11 protein-coding genes are annotated in these 18,629 nt (G+C 34.8%); 7 read left to right on the forward strand and 4 right to left on the reverse strand.

The features are described from left to right. The first annotated feature begins 4 nt into the window (after window positions 1-4). The 7 genes from infB (at window position 5) to DXU93_RS01170 (ending at window position 10,239) form a co-directional block, all read left to right on the forward strand. Complete coding sequence (infB, locus tag DXU93_RS01140; protein ID WP_116879402.1) at window positions 5-2,881, forward strand: translation initiation factor IF-2; 2,877 nt, start codon at window positions 5-7, stop codon at window positions 2,879-2,881. A gap of 124 nt (window positions 2,882-3,005) precedes the next feature. After that, window positions 3,006-3,563 carry a hypothetical protein gene (locus DXU93_RS01145; protein ID WP_123776009.1) on the forward strand — a complete coding sequence of 186 codons (558 nt, stop codon included), beginning with the start codon at window positions 3,006-3,008 and terminating at the stop codon, window positions 3,561-3,563. Beyond that, entirely contained in the window at window positions 3,564-5,366 is a 1,803-nt protein-coding gene (locus DXU93_RS01150; protein WP_116879404.1) for a tetratricopeptide repeat protein, read from the forward strand. A 189-nt stretch (window positions 5,367-5,555) separates the two neighbouring features. Beyond that, window positions 5,556-6,005 (forward strand): MarR family winged helix-turn-helix transcriptional regulator, encoded by a 450-nt coding sequence (locus DXU93_RS01155; protein ID WP_116879405.1) that lies wholly within the window; start codon window positions 5,556-5,558, stop codon window positions 6,003-6,005. Between the two features lie 16 nt (window positions 6,006-6,021). Further along, window positions 6,022-8,427: a 3-hydroxyacyl-CoA dehydrogenase/enoyl-CoA hydratase family protein gene (locus DXU93_RS01160; RefSeq protein WP_116879406.1), complete on the forward strand. Its 2,406-nt coding sequence runs from the start codon at window positions 6,022-6,024 to the stop codon at window positions 8,425-8,427. Between the two features lie 160 nt (window positions 8,428-8,587). Continuing rightward, entirely contained in the window at window positions 8,588-8,950 is a 363-nt protein-coding gene (locus DXU93_RS01165; RefSeq protein ID WP_116879407.1) for a four helix bundle protein, read from the forward strand. A 104-nt stretch (window positions 8,951-9,054) separates the two neighbouring features. After that, window positions 9,055-10,239 carry an acetyl-CoA C-acyltransferase gene (locus DXU93_RS01170; protein ID WP_116879408.1) on the forward strand — a complete coding sequence of 395 codons (1,185 nt, stop codon included), beginning with the start codon at window positions 9,055-9,057 and terminating at the stop codon, window positions 10,237-10,239. Between the two features lie 128 nt (window positions 10,240-10,367). On the opposite strand, the gene DXU93_RS01175 is transcribed toward DXU93_RS01170, so the two are convergent. From DXU93_RS01175 to acs, 4 genes are all read right to left on the reverse strand, one after another. Beyond that, window positions 10,368-13,382 (reverse strand): T9SS type A sorting domain-containing protein, encoded by a 3,015-nt coding sequence (locus DXU93_RS01175; RefSeq protein WP_116879409.1) that lies wholly within the window; start codon window positions 13,380-13,382, stop codon window positions 10,368-10,370. 664 nt (window positions 13,383-14,046) lie between these two features. Then, window positions 14,047-14,817: a DUF3050 domain-containing protein gene (locus DXU93_RS01185; protein ID WP_116879411.1), complete on the reverse strand. Its 771-nt coding sequence runs from the start codon at window positions 14,815-14,817 to the stop codon at window positions 14,047-14,049. Between the two features lie 158 nt (window positions 14,818-14,975). Then, a complete protein-coding gene (locus DXU93_RS01190) occupies window positions 14,976-16,580 on the reverse strand; it encodes a T9SS type A sorting domain-containing protein (RefSeq protein ID WP_116879412.1) in 1,605 nt (534 codons plus the stop codon). 83 nt (window positions 16,581-16,663) lie between these two features. After that, on the reverse strand, window positions 16,664-18,622 hold the full coding sequence (acs, locus tag DXU93_RS01195) for an acetate--CoA ligase (protein WP_116879815.1): 1,959 nt from the start codon (window positions 18,620-18,622) through the stop codon (window positions 16,664-16,666). Window positions 18,623-18,629: the final 7 nt, after the last annotated feature.

Raw genomic sequence — 18,629 nt, forward strand, 5'->3', positions numbered from 1 at the left:
ATATATGGCCGGTAAAGTAAAAAGATTAAGCAAAGTTGCACGAGAATTAAACGTAGGTATATCCACGTTAGTAGAGTTCTTGAAAACGAAAGAGATTGAGATTGACTCAAGCCCTAACACTAAGTTGGAGCCTGAGCACTATTCTATCTTGAGTGAACAATTTGCTGATGATCAATCGCTAAAAGAAGAGGCGGAGAAAGCAGCAGTTAAACGCGAAAAGAGAAAAACTATTTCTTTAAAAACTAAGGAAAAAGAAGAAGAGGAAATCTCTAATGAGGAAATCGAAGAAATCGATGTTCCTGAGGAAAAAGCAGCTCCTCCAAGTGCTCCAAAAGAAACGGAAACTCCAAAAGTGGAGGAAGAAGTGAAAAAGGAGCCTTCAGAACAGCCGGCAGAAGAAGCCAAGGAAGTAGAAACTCCAAAAGCTGATGTTGAAGTTGAAAAGGAAACTGAAAAACCAGTTGAAAAAGAAGACAAAGCACCAAAACTCATTAAAGAAGACGCCAAGTCAAAAGACGAAAAAAGTGGTGGACTTAATGTAATTGGTAAAATTGACCTTTCTAACATCGACACAAGAACGCGTCCTGACAAAAAGAAAAAGGAGAAAAAAGAAAAGAAGAAAGAAGAAAAACCTGCTGCTAAAAAGCAAGTGAAGGACACCCCTTCTACTTCTAAACCTGCTCCACAAAAACAGGAAAAACAAGCTGAAAAGCCTAAAGAAGCACAAACTCCGAAAAAAGAAGAGAAGAAAACTGAATTCATCTCTGTTTCGAGTAAAAAACTTGCAGGGCCAACAGTTGTAGGTAAGATTGATCTACCAGAGAAAAAGACGCCTAAGAAAAAAGAAAACGACAATAAAAGAAAGCGTAAACGCATCAAGAAAGTTGATGTTAAAAAACAGCCTTCGTCGAATACAGGAAAAGGTAAAACAAACAATAGAAGAGGTCGAGGAAATAAAAAACCTGAGCCTAGAAAAGAGATTACCGAAAAGGACATTGAAAAAGAAATTAAGGAAACTTTAGCACGTTTATCGGGTGGAGGAAAATCAAAAGGTTCGAAAAACAGAAGAGCCAAGAGAGATTCTTATGCTGAAAAACGTGAAAAAGAAATCCAACAAGAAGAAAAAGAACAGTCAATTTTAAAACTTACTGAATTCGTTTCAGTATCAGAATTGGCCTCTATGATGAATGTTGGACCAACAGAAGTAGTTTCTGCATGTATGTCACTTGGTATTTTTGCATCGATTAACCAGCGTTTAGATGCTGAGACAATTCAAATCGTTGCGGAAGAGTTCGGTTTTGAAGCAGAATTTGTTTCTGCAGATGTTCAAGACTCTATTCCAGTTGAAGAAGATAAGCCAGAAGATTTAGAAGATCGACCACCAATTATTACGGTAATGGGTCACGTTGATCACGGTAAAACATCACTATTGGATTACATCCGTAAAGCAAAAATTGCTGATGGTGAGGCCGGAGGAATTACTCAGCACATTGGAGCTTATTCTGTAGATCTAAAAGGAAAACGTTTAACTTTCCTTGATACTCCAGGTCACGAGGCCTTTACTGCGATGAGAGCCCGTGGTGCTCAAGTTACCGATGTTGCCATCATTATTGTAGCAGCAGATGATGACGTGATGCCACAAACTAAAGAGGCAATTTCTCACGCTCAAGCAGCTGGTGTACCAATGGTATTCGCAATCAATAAAATTGACAAACCAGGAGCAAATCCTGATAAGATAAAGGAACAATTATCTCAAATGAACATTCTAATTGAAGAATGGGGAGGTAAATTCCAATCACAAGAGATCTCAGCTAAACACGGTAAAAACATTGAAGAATTACTTGAAAAAGTAATGCTTGAAGCAGATTTACTTGAGTTAAAAGCTAACCCTAATAAAAATGCTATTGGTACGGTACTTGAATCTTCTCTTGATAAAGGAAAAGGTTACGTAACAAACATGCTTGTTGAAGCAGGTACTTTGAAAGTAGGTGATATTATATTGGCTGGTAAACATACAGGTAGAGTTCGTGCGATGTTGAATGAAAAAGGTCAAAACATGAAGGAAGTTCTTCCATCAAGACCAGTTTCTATCATTGGTATCAACGGTGCACCAAGTGCAGGTGATAAATTCTATGTAATGAATGATGAACGTGAAGCAAGAAACATTGCAACACGAAGAGAACAACTTTACAGAGAACAAGGTTTACGTACACAGAAACACATTACACTTGATGAAATCGGTCGTCGTTTAGCGATTGGAGACTTTAAAGAATTAAACATTATTGTAAAAGGGGATGTGGATGGTTCGATTGAAGCACTTTCTGATTCATTATTGAAACTCTCAACTGAAGAAATTCAAGTGAATATCGTACACAAAGCTGTTGGTGCAATTACCGAAGCAGATGTGAATTTAGCTTCTGCATCTGATGCAATCATTATTGGTTTCCAAGTTAGACCAACAGGAATGGCTAAGAAATTGGCTGATGATGAACAAATCGATATCAGATTGTACTCTGTAATCTACAAAGCAATCGACGAATTGAAGTCTGCAATGGAAGGAATGTTATCTCCAGACATTAAAGAAGAAATTGTTGGTACTGCAGATGTTAGAGAAACATTCGATATTACGAAAGTAGGAAGAATTGCAGGTTGTTTCGTAACTTCAGGTTATATCCAACGTAATTCTAAAATCCGTGTAATTAGAGACGGAATTGTAATTCACGAAGGTAAACTTGGTTCATTGAAACGTTTCAAAGACGATGTGAAAGAAGTGAAAAACAACTATGAGTGTGGTTTAAATATCGATAAATTTAATGACATTAAAGAAGGAGATATTATCGAAGCATACGAAGAAAAAGAAGTTGCAAGAAAACTAAAATAACATAGTTTTTACACAATATTATAAGCTGTTCCTTAATTGGAGCAGCTTTTTTTTGTACAATTTTTTGGCTTGTCAATCGTATTGTTTTTTCGTAAGTTTGACTCAAATTAAAAAATCAATGAATATGAAATGGTATTTGATTACAGCAGCATTAATTTCTATAACCTTTTCTAGCTGCAGCAATGGAGAAAAGAAAGAATTTTTAACTGACATTGAGCAAATGGAATCAAAGCTTGACAGTATGAAAGCGGTTGCCAATGACTCAACAATCCATTTTCCAAATCAAGTAAATATTTCTGTACGAAATACTATCTTGAAAATCAAAAACAATTATACTCCTGATACAATAGATTATAAGTTAGCCGAGAAAATAAACGGTTACAAAGAGATCAGAAAAGCAGTTTCTAAAAACTCTGGTAATCTTGCCAAAGTAAAGCAAACAATTCCTGAAGTAGAAAAGAAATTAGCAGATTTAAAACATGATATTGAAAATAACGTTAACGATAGAGAGAAATATCAGGAGTTTATCAACTATGAACAAGCCAAGGTAAAAGAAATCGAAACGGTTCTTTCCTATTATATAGAAACAACTGAAAAATATTACAATCGATATGATTCACTTCACCCAATTGTAAATCATATAGGAGACTCTTTAATTGAGCTTAAATCTTCAAAGCAATAAATGATTAAACACTTTTTAAATATCATTTTCATTTTCATTTTTACGTTTGCGTTTAGTCAAAACACAGATGAAAAATTGGCAATGTATTATTTCAATGAAGAGGACTGTGAAAAAGCAATTCCTTACTTTGAAAAAATCTACGACAATAATCCGTCAGAATTGATATTTAAACGTTATTTATCATGTCTAAATGAATTAAATCAAGAAAAAGAAGCCATTAAACTGATTGAAAAGCAAATTGATTTTCATCCTTATAATCTAGACTATCAAGTAGCACTAGGAAATGAATACGAAAAACAATCCAATCAAAAGAAGGCAGACAAAACATTCCAAGACTTAATTGAGAACCTACCTTCAAATCCACGTACCATCATTGATTTGCAAAAATCATTTTCTGCATTAGGCAAACATCAATTGGCATTACAAACACTTGAAAAAGGAGACCAGTTACTGAATGGAAACTACCCTTTAAATGCACAATTTGCTGAAGTTTATGGTGCATTAAATCAAGATGAGAAAATGATTGCTTCATATATTGATCTCCTTGATTATAATCCAAGAATGATTTCATCCTTGAAGATACTAATTCCAAGAATGATTGATTTTCAAGAGGAAGACAATTCACGATTTAAAATGTTTCAAACAGCATTAATTAAGAAGATTCAAAAGAACCCCAATGAAACTATCTATTCAGAACTTTTGGTCTGGGCGCTTATTCAAAAAGGGAATTTTCCAGCCGCATTGGTCCAAGTAAAGGCTTTAGATAAAAGACTAGCAAACGACGGAAAAGAAGTTTACAAATTAGGAAATCAAGCTATTCAAAACAAAGAATATAGTACTGCTAGATCGGCGTTTCAATACATTATTAATCTTGACGGTAACACTCCTTACCGTTACATGGCTGAACAACTACTTTTAAATACCCGTTTTAAAGAGCTTACAACATTCAGAAATTATTCCGATCAACAAGTCAATGAAACAATCAAAGAATACCAAGAAGCTTTAGCTCGAATGCCTAAAAATGGTAAGTCCCTGCCTATCATTAGAGAAATGGCATACATTATGGCATATTTTGGTGATCAACCAGATTCAGCAATTATAGTGTTAGAAGAAGCCCTTAAGTATCCAAAATACAATGAAGAAGAAGAGGCTAAAGTCAAAATATTAATCGCCGATATTTTGGTACTTCAAGATAATGTTTGGGACGCTTCACTTTATTATATGCAAGTTGAAAAGCAATTCAAATTTGAACCAATCGGTCAGGAAGCCAAATTTAAAAATGCACGTATCTTTTATTATGATGGTGACTTTCTATTTGCCCAATCCCAACTTAATGTTTTAAAAGAAGCCACTACCCGACTCATCGCCAATGATGCTATGAATCTTTCAATTCTGATTACCGATAATTTAGGAATAGATTCAAATTTTGTCTCCATGGCTCAATTTGCAAAAGCAGATTTATTACTCGAACAACATAAATATGAACAAGCTTTTATGCTTTATGATTCCATTACAGATATTTTTCCTGATCATAAATTAAAAGATGATATATTGATGAGAAAATCTTCTGCTTACCAATTCAAGGGAGAATGGAAGAAAGCAATTGAATTATTGGAACAAATAACAACAGAACATGGTGATGATATTTTAGCTGATGATGCACTTTTCCAAATTGGACAAATCTATGATAATCATCTTTTTAACCATGAAAAAGCCGGTGAATATTACTTCAAATTAATGAGAGATTATCCAGGAAGCTTATTTGTTACAGAAGCAAGAAAGGCTTATAGAAAAATAAATTAATACAGTATATTGATTAGTATTTTTCGAAATCAATAATGGTCTTCATTCTTTTTAGAAAAATTGTCATTGATCATCATATCCCTCCGTTCAATTCGAACTCCTGTACTTTAACAATTTGTAGCAAAATCAATTATAATTTTCTTGATTTTTTGTTGTGCATGCTTAATATTTTTTGTAGTTTTAACAACCATGAAAAATACAAAAGCAGAAGACTACGTAGATTTTCATCTACGACACGCGTGGCATAAGGTATCACGCATGTACAACCAAAAAGCCAAAGCCCACGGATTAACGATGTCAATAGGATTTATTTTATTGATTGTTGACAAAGACGGAACACCTAGTACTCAACTTGGACCAAGAATGGGTATGGAACCTACTAGCCTATCGAGAACCCTTAAAACGATGGAAACAAGGGGATACATTTACAGAGAAGTAGATAGAGATGACAAAAGAAAAGTACTTATTTTCTTAACAGAACAAGGTGTTGCGTTGCGAAAAGAAGTAAAAGCAAATGTTATTCAATTCAATGAAAAACTTTTGAATTCTATCCCAACTAATAAATTACAAGCGTTTTTTGAGGTTATGGAAACCATAGATGAGCACGTTGAAGATGAGCTAAAAGCATTAATTATATAATTTAAATCGCAATTAAATGAAAAGAAAAATAAATAAAGTCGCCGTTTTAGGTTCGGGTGTAATGGGATCACAGATCGCTTGTCACTTTGCCAATATTGGTGTCGAAGTACTTCTTTTGGATATTGTTCCAAGAGAATTAGATGAAAAAGAAGAAAAGAAAGGATTAAAATTAACTGATAAAGTAGTTCGAAATCGCATTGTTGATACTGCGCTTACCTCTGCTTTAAAGATGAAGCCTTCTCCAATCTATAAAAAAGAATTTGCTAGTCGAATTACGACAGGAAATATGGAGGATGACATGGCTAAAATCAGTGAAGTTGATTGGATCATTGAGGTTGTAATTGAACGATTAGACATTAAAAAAACTGTTTTCGAAAATGTTGAAAAACACAGAAAACCAGGTACATTAATTACATCAAATACTTCAGGTATTCCGATCAACATGATGCTTGAAGGACGTTCTGATGATTTCAAACAACATTTCTGTGGAACACACTTTTTTAATCCACCACGTTATTTACAATTGTTAGAAATTATTCCAACCAAAGAAACAAAACCTGAAATCGTTGATTTCTTTATGGAATATGGTAGTAAATTCTTAGGTAAGAAAACAGTGCTTGCTAAAGATACACCAGCTTTTATCGCCAATAGAATTGGAGTTTATTCAATCATGTCGCTTTTCCACAGTGTGAAAGACCTTGGCTTAACAGTTGAAGAAATTGACAAATTAACGGGAACTGTTCTTGGAAGACAAAAATCTGCCACATTTAGAACTGCTGATGTTGTTGGTCTAGATACACTTGTATTGGTTGCCAACGGTGTTAAGGATAATTGTCCAGATGATGAAGAAAACAAAGTATTTGAATTGCCAGACTTCATCAGTAAGATGGTTGACAATAAATGGCTTGGTTCTAAAACAGGACAAGGTTTTTATAAGAAAACGAAGGATGAAAATGGTAAGAAAACAATTCTTTCATTGGATTTAGATACAATGGAATACACACCTCAAAAGCGTGTAAAATTCCCAACCTTAGATATGGCTAAGCCAGTTGATGATTTGGCAAAAAGAACTGCATTGTTGGTTCAAGGACAAGATAAAGCGGCTGAATTTTTCAAAACAATCTTTGGAGACTTATTCGCCTACTCTACTAATCGTGTTCCCGAAATTGCAGAAGATTTATACAAAATCGATGATGCCATTAAAGCTGGATTTGGTTGGTCATTAGGCCCATTCGAAACTTGGGATATTCTAGGATTTGAGAAAGGATTAGAATTGATTGAAAAGCAAGGAAAAAAAGCCGCTCAATGGGTTCACGACATGAAAGAAAGTGGAGCAACGAAGTTTTATAAAAAAGAAAATGGTCAAAAGCTTTACTTCGATCTTGCCAGCAAATCTTACAAAGTTATTCCAGGAACAGAAGACTTAGTAATGTTAGAAGCTTTACGTGATGACAATACAGTTTGGAAAAACACAGACACAACCATTGTTGACCTTGGAGATGGAATCTTAAACATTGAATTCCACACCAAAATGAACACAATCGGAAGTGGTGTTATCGAAGGAATCAATAAGGCAATCGATTTAGCAGAAACGAAATACAAAGGATTGGTTATTTCAAATGATGGACAGAACTTCAGTGCTGGTGCCAACGTTGGAATGATCTTTATGATGGCTGCTGAACAAGACTTCGATGAATTGAATTTTGCAGTAAAAGCATTCCAAGATACAATGATGCGTGTACGTTATTCTAAATCACCAGTAATTGTTGCGCCACACAACCTTACACTTGGAGGTGGATGTGAGTTATCAATGCATGCTGACAAAGTGGTTGCCCACGCAGAAACATACATTGGATTGGTTGAGTTTGGTGTTGGATTGATCCCTGGTGGTGGTGGTTCTAAGGAATTCGCTAAGCGTTTTTCAGATGAACTAAAATCTGGTGACATCAGAATTAACACATTACGTGAAAGATTCCTTACAATCGGACAAGCTAAAGTAGCTACTTCAGCACACGAAGCATTTGACTTAGGTTATTTACGCAAAGGAACTGATGAAGTAATTGTGAGTAAAGAACGTCAGTTGACACGTGCCAAAGCAGCCTGTTTAGAAATCTCAAACAAAGGCTATACTGCTCCACCAAAGGAGAAAAACATTACAATTTCAGGTCAAGAGGGATTAGGAATTGTATATGTTGGAGCACACTCAATGATGTCAGGAAACTATATGTCAGAGCATGATAGAGTGATTTCTGAGAAATTAGGTTATGTTCTTTGTGGAGGTGATATTTCAGAACGTGTACAGGTTTCAGAACAATATTTACTGGACCTGGAAAGAAAAGCATTCTTAGAATTATGTGCAGAACGTAAGACTTTGGAACGTTTAGAAAGCATGGTGAAGAAAGGAAAAGTGTTGAGAAATTAGACTTTCAGATGTTAGACAAGAAGACGTTAGACTAGGAGATGTTAGACTAGGAGATGTTAGACAAGAAGATGTTAGACAAGAAGACGTTAGACTAGGAGATGTTAGACTGAAAGATTTTATGTTTTGAGAGATAGGATGTAGAAATTAAACAATAAAGAATATGAGAAATGCACATCATAATTTTAGGGAATTGAACATTTGGAAAAATGGGATGAAGATTGTAAAATCAACTTACCAAATTTCTGAGGGACTTCCTAAAGATGAAAGATTTGGTCTTGTTTCTCAAATTCAACGTTGTTCAGTTTCTATTCCTTCTAATATTGCTGAAGGCTCTGGTAGAGGAACCGTAAAAGATTTTACTAACTTTTTAAATATGAGTATTTCATCTTCCTATGAATTAGAAACTCAATTAATTCTCGTAAATGATTTATATAGCTTAGAAATAGAGGAATTAATTAAGGATATTAATGAATTACAAAAAATGATTATTGGATTCAAAAGAAGCTTGTTAACCAAAAAATAAAATGAATTAAAAAAAACCATAGATGTTAATTTTGACATTAGATTATGGACATACGTCTAAAATCCAATGTCTAAAAACCTAACATCTTAAAAACTCAAAATAAAATGACAAATAAAAACGCATATATAGTTACAGGATATCGTACGGCAGTAGGGAAGTCTGGCCGTGGTGGTTTCCGTTTTTATCGTCCAGATGACTTAGCAGCAAATGTAATTAAGCGCATCATGGAAGATGTTCCGAATTTGGACCCAAGTCGCATCGATGATGTAATCGTTGGAAATGCTAATCCAGAAGCAGAACAAGGTTTAAATATGGGACGTTTAGTTTCATTAATGGGATTAGACACGAATAAGGTTCCAGGAATGACTGTGAACCGTTACTGTTCATCAGGATTAGAAACAATTGCATTAGCGACTGCGAAAATCAATATGGGGATGGCCGATTGTGTTATCGCTGGAGGTGTCGAATCAATGTCTGCAATTCCAATGGGAGGTTGGAGAATTGTGCCAAATCCAAAAGTGGGTAAGGAAAATCCAACTTGGTATTGGGGAATGGGGTTAACGGCAGAAGCTGTAGCTCAACAATACGGTATTTCGCGTGAAGACCAAGATAGATTTGCTTTGCAATCGCATGAACGTGCTTTAAAAGCAATTGCTGAAGGTCGTTTCAAAGATGATATCGTTCCTGTAGAAGTTGAACACATTTACTTGGATGAAAATGAAAAACGTCAAGTAAAAAACTACACTGTAGATACAGATGAAGGACCAAGAAAAGGTTCTACTTATGAAGCATTGGCACGATTAAGACCTGTTTTTGATGCAAAAGGTTCAGTTACTGCTGGTAACTCTTCACAAACAAGTGACGGAGCAGCATTTACTTTAGTGATGTCTGAGAAAATGGTGAAAGAACTCGGATTAGAGCCTGTTGCTCGTTTAGCTTCTTACAATGTTGTTGGAGTTGAGCCACGCATCATGGGTATTGGTCCAGTAGACGCTATTCCAGCGGCAATTAATTCCGCAGGATTAAAATTGAACGACATTAGTTTATTCGAATTAAACGAGGCTTTTGCATCTCAATCCTTAGCCGTAATTCGCGAAGCAGGATTAAATCCAGACATCGTAAATGTAAATGGTGGTGCGATTTCATTAGGTCACCCACTTGGATGTACTGGTGCGAAATTAACAGTTCAAATGATGAATGAATTGAAGAAACGTAACGAACGCTATGGTGTTGTAACAATGTGTGTTGGTACAGGACAAGGTGCAGCAGGAGTTATTGAAAGATTGTAACTCACAAGCGACCAACAGTTCTAAACTTGTGACAACGTTTTAATTAACAAGATATAAAAACAAGCCTTCGAGTTAATTCTCGAAGGCTTGTTTTTTTTGAAGTTATTGCATGCCTAAAAATTTCGGTATTAATTCACCACTACTTTCTTTACTCCGCTACCTATATTTACAAAGTAAATTCCAGGCGATAAACCACTTATATCAATCAACTTTTCATTTTCGTTTGCTGAAATAGGGATTGTATTAATGAGCAATCCTTGGAAAGAGAAAATCTTTATCTCATTACCACTTACATTATTCCAAACTACATTCATTTGATTCGTTGCTGGATTTGGGTAAGCATTTATGGACGAAATTAGCATACTGCTTTGATTTGGAGGTCCAACTTGATCATAAGGAATTACATCCCAAGAAAACATTGGTCTTCCTTCATTTTGATTAGAAAGCACCTTGGTTTTAAACTCCTTATTGATACGGATACTTAATCTTGCATCAGCTGCATTTAATTGCGCTCCGGATTTTAAAAGTGGCTGCATTACCCAAGACAAATTTGCATATACATCTTTAAATGCTTGCTCTGTTTCCATAGACAGTTGCTGATGAATAAATGCTCCTTCGTCATAGTGAGGCATTCCAAATTCTTCACGACCAAAAACGTATATTACGTGTTGACCACCTAAAACAAAGTTTCCATTATTATCCATTAACCTATCTGTTGGATTCCAAATCATGTCATCTCCATTATCATTCGTTAAAGATGAGTTTTCTCCAAAGGCAATATTTAATCTTCTTCCGGTTTCTACGTCAATAGCATAACCAGGAAACCACCCCATACCAGTTCCTGTACCATCTGGATTTCCTTGTTTATTTACAGAAGCACTCTTACGTAATAAACCTGCTTTTCCTCCTCCTACTGAACCTTGGTCAAAAGCATTAAGCTCAATCACTGGACTTCTTGTCCATTTTGAAGTATCAGCTGTAAACACTATATCAATACTTGGCTGATAAACAACAGCTTGAGAAAGTGGTGTTATCGAACTAAAAACTTGACTATTTCCAATTGTTTCAGAAACAGCTATGGGAGTAAAATAACATTCGTTTACTCTAGTTAACCAAGCAGGTGCGACAATTCCATCGAGAAGTTTACTGTAAACATTTTGAGGATCAAAACCCCTTGAGGAATAACAATTAATATTATAGACACTGTCATTTGGTACACTCGTTAGGCTCGGAAAATAATCTCCAGAGGTTATCCAATTTAATGGAGAAGAAGCATTTGTATTCTTAACTCCAGTTAACCATTCCACATTATTCTCAAAATTTAATGTAGCCTTTAAGGGTAAAGCATGCTTGTCTCTTTCGTCGCAATTTGTTCTATAATCGGGGCAAACATAGTTTTCTTGCTTGATTCTTATGGCCATTTCCCATTGTGGAAAAAACTGCTCATCTCCAATACTAATTGCCGAACTTGAAATCGCAGAATCCAATAAAGTTCCACCAATAGTATCAAAATGATAAATTGTCCAGTTTGCCGAATCAACAGCGTTATACTCATGAAATTTGATAACAAAATGACCTAAAGCATGGTTTACTGTATCTGTTAATCGCGCTTCAATAGGTCCTTTACCTCTTTTATATTTTATGCTATCGACGGAATATGACGTTAAAATAGCTTGTTCAGAATTTTCATGTAAAGTAACAGCACGAGACATATTTCCTTCACCATCGAGACGTGTAATTTCAAAATTTACTTTTAAGTTTTCTTCATTTAAAATGAAATCATCTTGAACACCCGTTTCTTTTTGTATACATTCTGAACTAAGGTTATCAAAATAATGTTGAACAGAATCGGCGTAACGAATTAAACCATCAACGTTTTCTAAATAACCACCTTGCTTATTGTATATGATGGCATAATTATAGATTAAAGTATCTCCAGGATTAAAAACTTCTCCTCCACTCGTTCCAAAAAAACGTCGATCACCATTTGGATTTGAATTTCCGTTTCCATCATAATTTAATTCTGTCCTTCCTGTATCCAAATAAGGATTACCATCATAAATATGCTGAACCACATTTCCCGGACCATAGCCACCAGGTGCATCTGTCCAATATGTTCCATCCTTCCATTTACCGTTCATATAGTTCCAGAAGTCAGCATTCGTTTCAGGATCATCCGTAATTGGAGTTCCTAAATCCCCTCGTTGGAAATGCCATGAATATTCAAAATCTTTGTTCAAACTTACAAGTCCTACTGCTGGTGGACCAGAACCATATCCAGGCGCCCCATTTCCACCTTCATCATGAGGATCACCATTATAACAATAAACTAAATTTTTAACTGATGCAGAACCAATGTAGTCATCTTCAGCAAAACCAATATCAGGATCCATCGCGAAAGTTGTTTTAAAATCATTGAAAGAATTTGAACCTCTATTGATCAATTTAACATCGATAAAAGTTGTAGAATCTATATAGTTATTCGACTTAAACTGATAGGCCATTAGATGAATTTCAGCACCAACTTCAGTTCCATCAATATAAGCAGGTTCATGATTTTCATGAAAAATTTGATACGAAGCGGCATCTCCTTTTATACATGGATAATCTCCTAGATAGGGTTCATAAACTCCATTTCCATTAATATCTATAAATGGCGCAAGCTGAGAAGCTACCCCAATTGCAGTGTTTCCATTTCCTGGCCAATTTAATATGGCGTCAGGAGCAACGTAGCCTTGCTGATCATGGTTGTCAACATGATAAACAATTTCAGATTTAGTAACAGTCCACAATCCACTCTCATAATTGTATATGTAAGCTGTGTCCAAGTAATCATTTGTTGATGAAATTGGGCCGCGATGGAATCTTCGATCTACCGCATAAATATCAGCAGAGAGTTTTAAGTCTCCGTTTTGATTTGTTCCTCCAAAACAAAGACTACCGCTAAAAACAAGGTTATTACCACTTCCAGCTGGAACTTCATAGCCTGGCATCCCAAGCCCATGTTTTTGGAACAATATCCCCTCATCACTAATCATCGCTGCAACACTGTTCCCATTTAAGGTATCCAATGTTTGTTGCGCATTTAAGAAATTAAAGAAAGAGATCAAAAAAGATCCTAAAATAAATATTGAGTTTTTCATATCCGTAGTTTTATTGATTAATGGGAATTACTTTAACTCCACTTAAGATTAATACGGAATATTAGCTATAAAGGTTGGTAAATCAAACTCTTAACATCATCACATATAAGGATTATGATGAGAAATAAGAGGAGACATTGAAACGAAAAAATTTACCTTTATAAACCTTTGACTTTTCAAATCAATAGAAAATCAACAAACGTATAGTAAAACATAAGAAATGCTTCATTAATATTTATAGTCTAATAGTATTGTTCACAACATTATTAGACTAATAATGGATTAACTAGAAGTTTCATGATTATCTTCTAATTCTTGAATTTTTTTGATTAACATGAGGTAATGAATCGCAGAGTTAACTATACCTAAACATAACCCCCCAAGTATGAATTTAGAACAAGAAGCGTAATCATTCAATTTTAAATAAGCACCGAACAAAATTATCAAAGTTGCAAGTGCGTAAACAGTGTTAATAATTTTCATAGACATTATTTTTAAGCGTTTCATATAGTAGTAACAAATAAAAATAAGTGATTGGGCTTGAGTCTTAATGAATTATCGCTAACAATATATAAATAATAATTTAATTAACAGAGTATACTATTTATTTTTAACATTCCATTCAACTTATAAAAGCAACCATTCATTATTAAAAACACGTAATTCACAGCATTTCAAGCTCTTTTTCAATTTCATCCCATAGTTCAACTCTTTTTTGAAGTGCAGCAATTGAAATTTGTACAACTTCGTCCCATTTTTGCTGATCTTCACCACAAAGCTCTGAAATCATTTCTAATGATAAAGGACCGTGCTCATCTCCATCTAATTCAATGTGGCGTTTTAAATAGTACATCAACTTTGGGTAATCGACATTATGTTCATTATTTGATTTTTCAATAATTGCGATGAACATATCTGGTATTAAATCTTCTCTTCCAAAGGTAAATGCAGCTGCAATTTTATGTATTTCATTGGATTGAATAACATCAAAAGTAAATTTGAGAAACTCCTTTTCTGCGGGTTTCAAATCAGCCTGATCCAAATATTCATTAACCGATGATAAATCACCTACTTCTTCAACAAATTTAGAGATTCTAGAAGTATCTGCACCTACCTCATCCATAGCGTCAAGGTACATCTCATAATGACTTTTAGGAACTCCTTTTTCATTTACATCACTTTCTTCACCAAGTACAATTTCATTGATAAAGCGAGCCGTTTTTTCGTTCTTCACAGGTTTCCATGGTAATGAAACACAGGTCAAACTAATTTGTAAGGCTTTTAATAAAGACATGAAATCCCAGACTGCATAAACATGTTTTTCCATAAATAAACTTACGTCTTTAACAGCATTTAAATTTCTGTAAAGATTATGGTTCTTTAATTGCGATCGCAAATCTTGGGTTCTTTGTTCAATAAGTTCTAAATTATTCATTTTAAATTCGTTTAAATAAATATAATATCAGCAGGTAAACTCCAAATTAAAACAATTTAACCTGTACCATCTAATAATGACACAGGTTAAATTAAGTTATGACAAATGTAATAATCGGATCATTAGAATTACATTAACATCCGAAATAAATCTATAGTTTATTGAACAATTATTTTCTGTCTTTCCGTTCCAACTTCAACAAAATAAACACCTGGAGAAAGTGTTCCTAAATCAATCGTCTGAACACCTGTACTTTGGTTTACAGGAATCGATTTTATTGTTTTCCCTTGGAATGATATAATTTGTATCGATTTTACGTTTATTTCAGTCCATTTTACATGAACCTGATCTTTTGTTGGATTAGGATATAAACTGAAACTTGACAACTCACTTTCATTATCAATACTAAGACTGGTGTTTGACGCACAGTAGTTATTAATTGTGTCAAAGAAGGTTTGAATATTATTTGCGGTTGTGATCAAATTGTCAACATTGTTTAAATGATCATTTTCATTATTGTATACAATCGCATAATTATACATTAATTGTTCACCAGGCTGAAAAGTTTCTTCCTCACTTGTAAGTAGAAGTACACGGTCATCTCCTGGATTTACTGTTCCATTGCCATCTATATTCATTTCAGACCAACTTGTATTTTGATTTGGGTTCCCATCATATAAGAATTGTGTGCTTCCATTGTTACCTCCATAACCTATTCCACCTTGTGTCCAATCACTTCCATCTTTCCATTTGGCATTCATATAATTCCAATATTCAGATGCAATTTGTGGATCCGTTATCGAAGGGTTTCCCATTGTAGTTCTATAATAAGTACCTATGGAAGCTAGGTTTTTGTTTAATAAAACAACACCTACAGCAGGTGGATTTGCTCCATATCCAGACGAACCATTCCCTCCTGGATCATAAGCGCTTGCATTGTAGGAATATGCCATATTATTGGATGGCGCTGATCCGATATAATCATCCGTAGCAAAACCGATATCGGTATCTAAGAAAAAAGTTGCTTTAAAATCTTCAAAAGAATGTTGTCCCCTATTGATAACTTTCGTTTCGATAAATGTGGTATTATTAACATCACCAGTACCTACATATTGATAGGCCATAATGTGAATTTCTGCACCTATCTCCTCCCCTCCACTTTCGGTATGATTTCCATCATCATTCATGATTTGATAAATTGCTTTATCTCCATTTATACATGGATAATCACCTAAATGTGGTTCATATACTCCATTGCTATCTACATCAACATAGGGTGCCAATTGATGTGCAACACCAACTGTTGTATCACCATTTCCTGGCCAATTCATTATTGAAGAAGGAGTAACATATCCTTGTTGGCCATGATTATTGATATGATTAATAATGTCTATACGTTCTACCCACCAAAGACCTGAATTGTATTTATTAAAATATACAGGTTCCATATATTCTCCTGTACTCGAATATGGGCCGATTGAATAATCGTTATCCTCTCCATAGGCATGAGCAGCTAGTTTTAAGTCTCCATTTTCATTTGTGCCTCCAAACCAAAATGCTCCTTGAAAGATTAAATGATTATTACTTCCGGCCGGTACTTCATAACCCGCAGAACCAGCCATAATATCATAAAACAAAGAGCCATTATTCATGATCATTGCACTAACGTTATTATAATCAAGGAAGGCCGAGTGGTTCTGACCATAACCATTTAAAGACAGCATAATTGAGGTAATAAATGTGGTAAATTTAAAGTTTTTCATAGTGTATTATTTTTTATGATTAAACCTTTAGTTTTCAAAAAGTTTAATCAAAGTACGTTAAAAATTGAAAAAAGGTTGGCCATTTATTTCAGCACTGCTTTCACTTCTGTTATTACCTCATCCACAATAGTAGGGTCTAACAAAGTAGAAGTATCGCCTAAGTTTTCCATTTCATTTGAAGAAACTTTTCTTAGGATTCGACGCATAATTTTACCACTTCTGGTTTTTGGAAGTCCAGACACAAAGTGAATTCTATCAAGTTTTGCAATTGGTCCAATTTGACTCGAAATAATTGCATTGATTTCTTTTTGAAGATTATCATGGTCTCGACTTTCATCTTTTAAAATCACGAAGCCTGCCAAAGCATTTCCTTTAATATCATGAGGGAAACCAATTACTGCAGACTCTGCTACAGCTGGATGCTCATTAATGGCATTTTCGATAGGAGCTGTTCCCAAATTATGTCCAGAAACAATAACCACATCATCAACTCTACCTGTAATTCTATAATAGCCTACCTCATCTCTTAAGGCACCATCTCCTGTAAAGTACATTCCTTCAAATGCAGAAAAATAAGTGTCTTTATAGCGTTGATGATCGCCATAAACTGTACGGGCGATACTAGGCCAAGGGTATTTAATACATAACCTTCCACTGCAGCCATTTCCTTCGATTTCATTTCCGTCACTATCCAACAAAGTTGGTTGAATTCCCGGCAATGGCAGTGTTGCAAAAGTAGGTTTTGTAGGAGTAACAAATGGAATTGGTGAAATCATGATTCCTCCAGTTTCTGTTTGCCACCATGTATCTACAATTGGTGATTTTTTCTTCCCAATATTATCGTTATACCAATTCCATGCTTCTTCGTTAATTGGCTCTCCTACCGATCCTAAAACTTTCAATGAAGAAAGGTCGTATTTATTAACGAATGCAATATCATGATTAGCCAATGCACGTATAGCAGTTGGTGCAGTATAGAATTGATTTACTTTGTATTTTTCAATTATTTCCCAGAATCTTCCGTAATCTGGATAAGACGGAACACCTTCAAACATAACCGTTGTTGCTCCATTTAATAAAGGACCATATACAATATAAGAATGTCCTGTGATCCAACCTATATCGGCAGTACACCAATAAATATCATTGTCCTTATATTGGAATACATTCTTAAATGAAAATGCAGAATAAACCATATAACCAGCTGTTGTGTGAACCATACCTTTAGGTTTTCCTGTACTTCCAGAAGTATAGAGAATGAACAATTCATCTTCTGCGTCCATTTCTTCCGCTTCACAAACATCATCAACATAACTTAGCTCTTTGTCCAACCATCGGTCACGACCCGCTTTCATATCAATATCTAGATTTACTCTATTGAATACAATAACCGTTTCAATTGAAGGGCATTCTTCTAGGGCTTCGTCAACAATTGATTTTAAATTTAATTTCTTAGCACCACGGTACGAACCATCTGCAGCAATTAATATTTTACATTCAGAATCATTAATTCTAGAAGCCAAAGCTGTAGCAGAGAATCCTGCAAAAACAACAGAGTGAATTGCTCCAATTCTAGCGCATGCTAATACAGTCACGGCCAACTCTGGAATCATTGGTAAGTATACACAAACGCGATCTCCTTTTTTGATTCCGTTGTTTTTAAGCACATTCGCCATTTTGTTAACACGACTTGAAAGCTCATTATAAGTAATGTGCTGTGCTTCCTCAGAAGGATCATTAGGTTCCCATATAATTGCGGTTTGGTTACCTTTTGTTGCCAAATGTCTATCGATACAATTTTCTGTAATGTTCAATTTTGCACCTTCAAACCATTTTACAGTTGCCTCTTCTTTATTCCAATTGAGTACATTATCCCATTTTTTTCGCCATGAAAAATTACGTTCCGCGATGGTATTCCAGAAATCAACAGGATCTTCCTTTGAGATTCTATAAATGTCTATATAATTTGCTAAAGAATCAATTGAATAGTATGATTCTGTCAGTTCTTTAAGTGACTTTTCAGTAATATTAGATTCTAACATTTTATTT

The organism is Brumimicrobium aurantiacum (assembly GCF_003402975.1).
In the GTDB taxonomy this organism is placed as follows: Bacteria; Bacteroidota; Bacteroidia; order Flavobacteriales_D; family Crocinitomicaceae; genus Brumimicrobium; species Brumimicrobium aurantiacum.

What these genes read in the sequence shown, in the direction of transcription:
- infB (WP_116879402.1), top strand. Translation starts at nt 5, where the DNA reads ATGGCCGGTAAAGTAAAAAGATTAAGCAAAGTTGCACGAGAATTAAAC.
- DXU93_RS01145 (WP_123776009.1), top strand. Translation starts at nt 3,006, where the DNA reads ATGAAATGGTATTTGATTACAGCAGCATTAATTTCTATAACCTTTTCT.
- DXU93_RS01150 (WP_116879404.1), top strand. Translation starts at nt 3,564, where the DNA reads ATGATTAAACACTTTTTAAATATCATTTTCATTTTCATTTTTACGTTT.
- DXU93_RS01155 (WP_116879405.1), top strand. Translation starts at nt 5,556, where the DNA reads ATGAAAAATACAAAAGCAGAAGACTACGTAGATTTTCATCTACGACAC.
- DXU93_RS01160 (WP_116879406.1), top strand. Translation starts at nt 6,022, where the DNA reads ATGAAAAGAAAAATAAATAAAGTCGCCGTTTTAGGTTCGGGTGTAATG.
- DXU93_RS01165 (WP_116879407.1), top strand. Translation starts at nt 8,588, where the DNA reads ATGAGAAATGCACATCATAATTTTAGGGAATTGAACATTTGGAAAAAT.
- DXU93_RS01170 (WP_116879408.1), top strand. Translation starts at nt 9,055, where the DNA reads ATGACAAATAAAAACGCATATATAGTTACAGGATATCGTACGGCAGTA.
- DXU93_RS01175 (WP_116879409.1), bottom strand. Translation starts at nt 13,382, where the DNA reads ATGAAAAACTCAATATTTATTTTAGGATCTTTTTTGATCTCTTTCTTT.
- DXU93_RS01185 (WP_116879411.1), bottom strand. Translation starts at nt 14,817, where the DNA reads ATGAATAATTTAGAACTTATTGAACAAAGAACCCAAGATTTGCGATCG.
- DXU93_RS01190 (WP_116879412.1), bottom strand. Translation starts at nt 16,580, where the DNA reads ATGAAAAACTTTAAATTTACCACATTTATTACCTCAATTATGCTGTCT.
- acs (WP_116879815.1), bottom strand. Translation starts at nt 18,622, where the DNA reads ATGTTAGAATCTAATATTACTGAAAAGTCACTTAAAGAACTGACAGAA.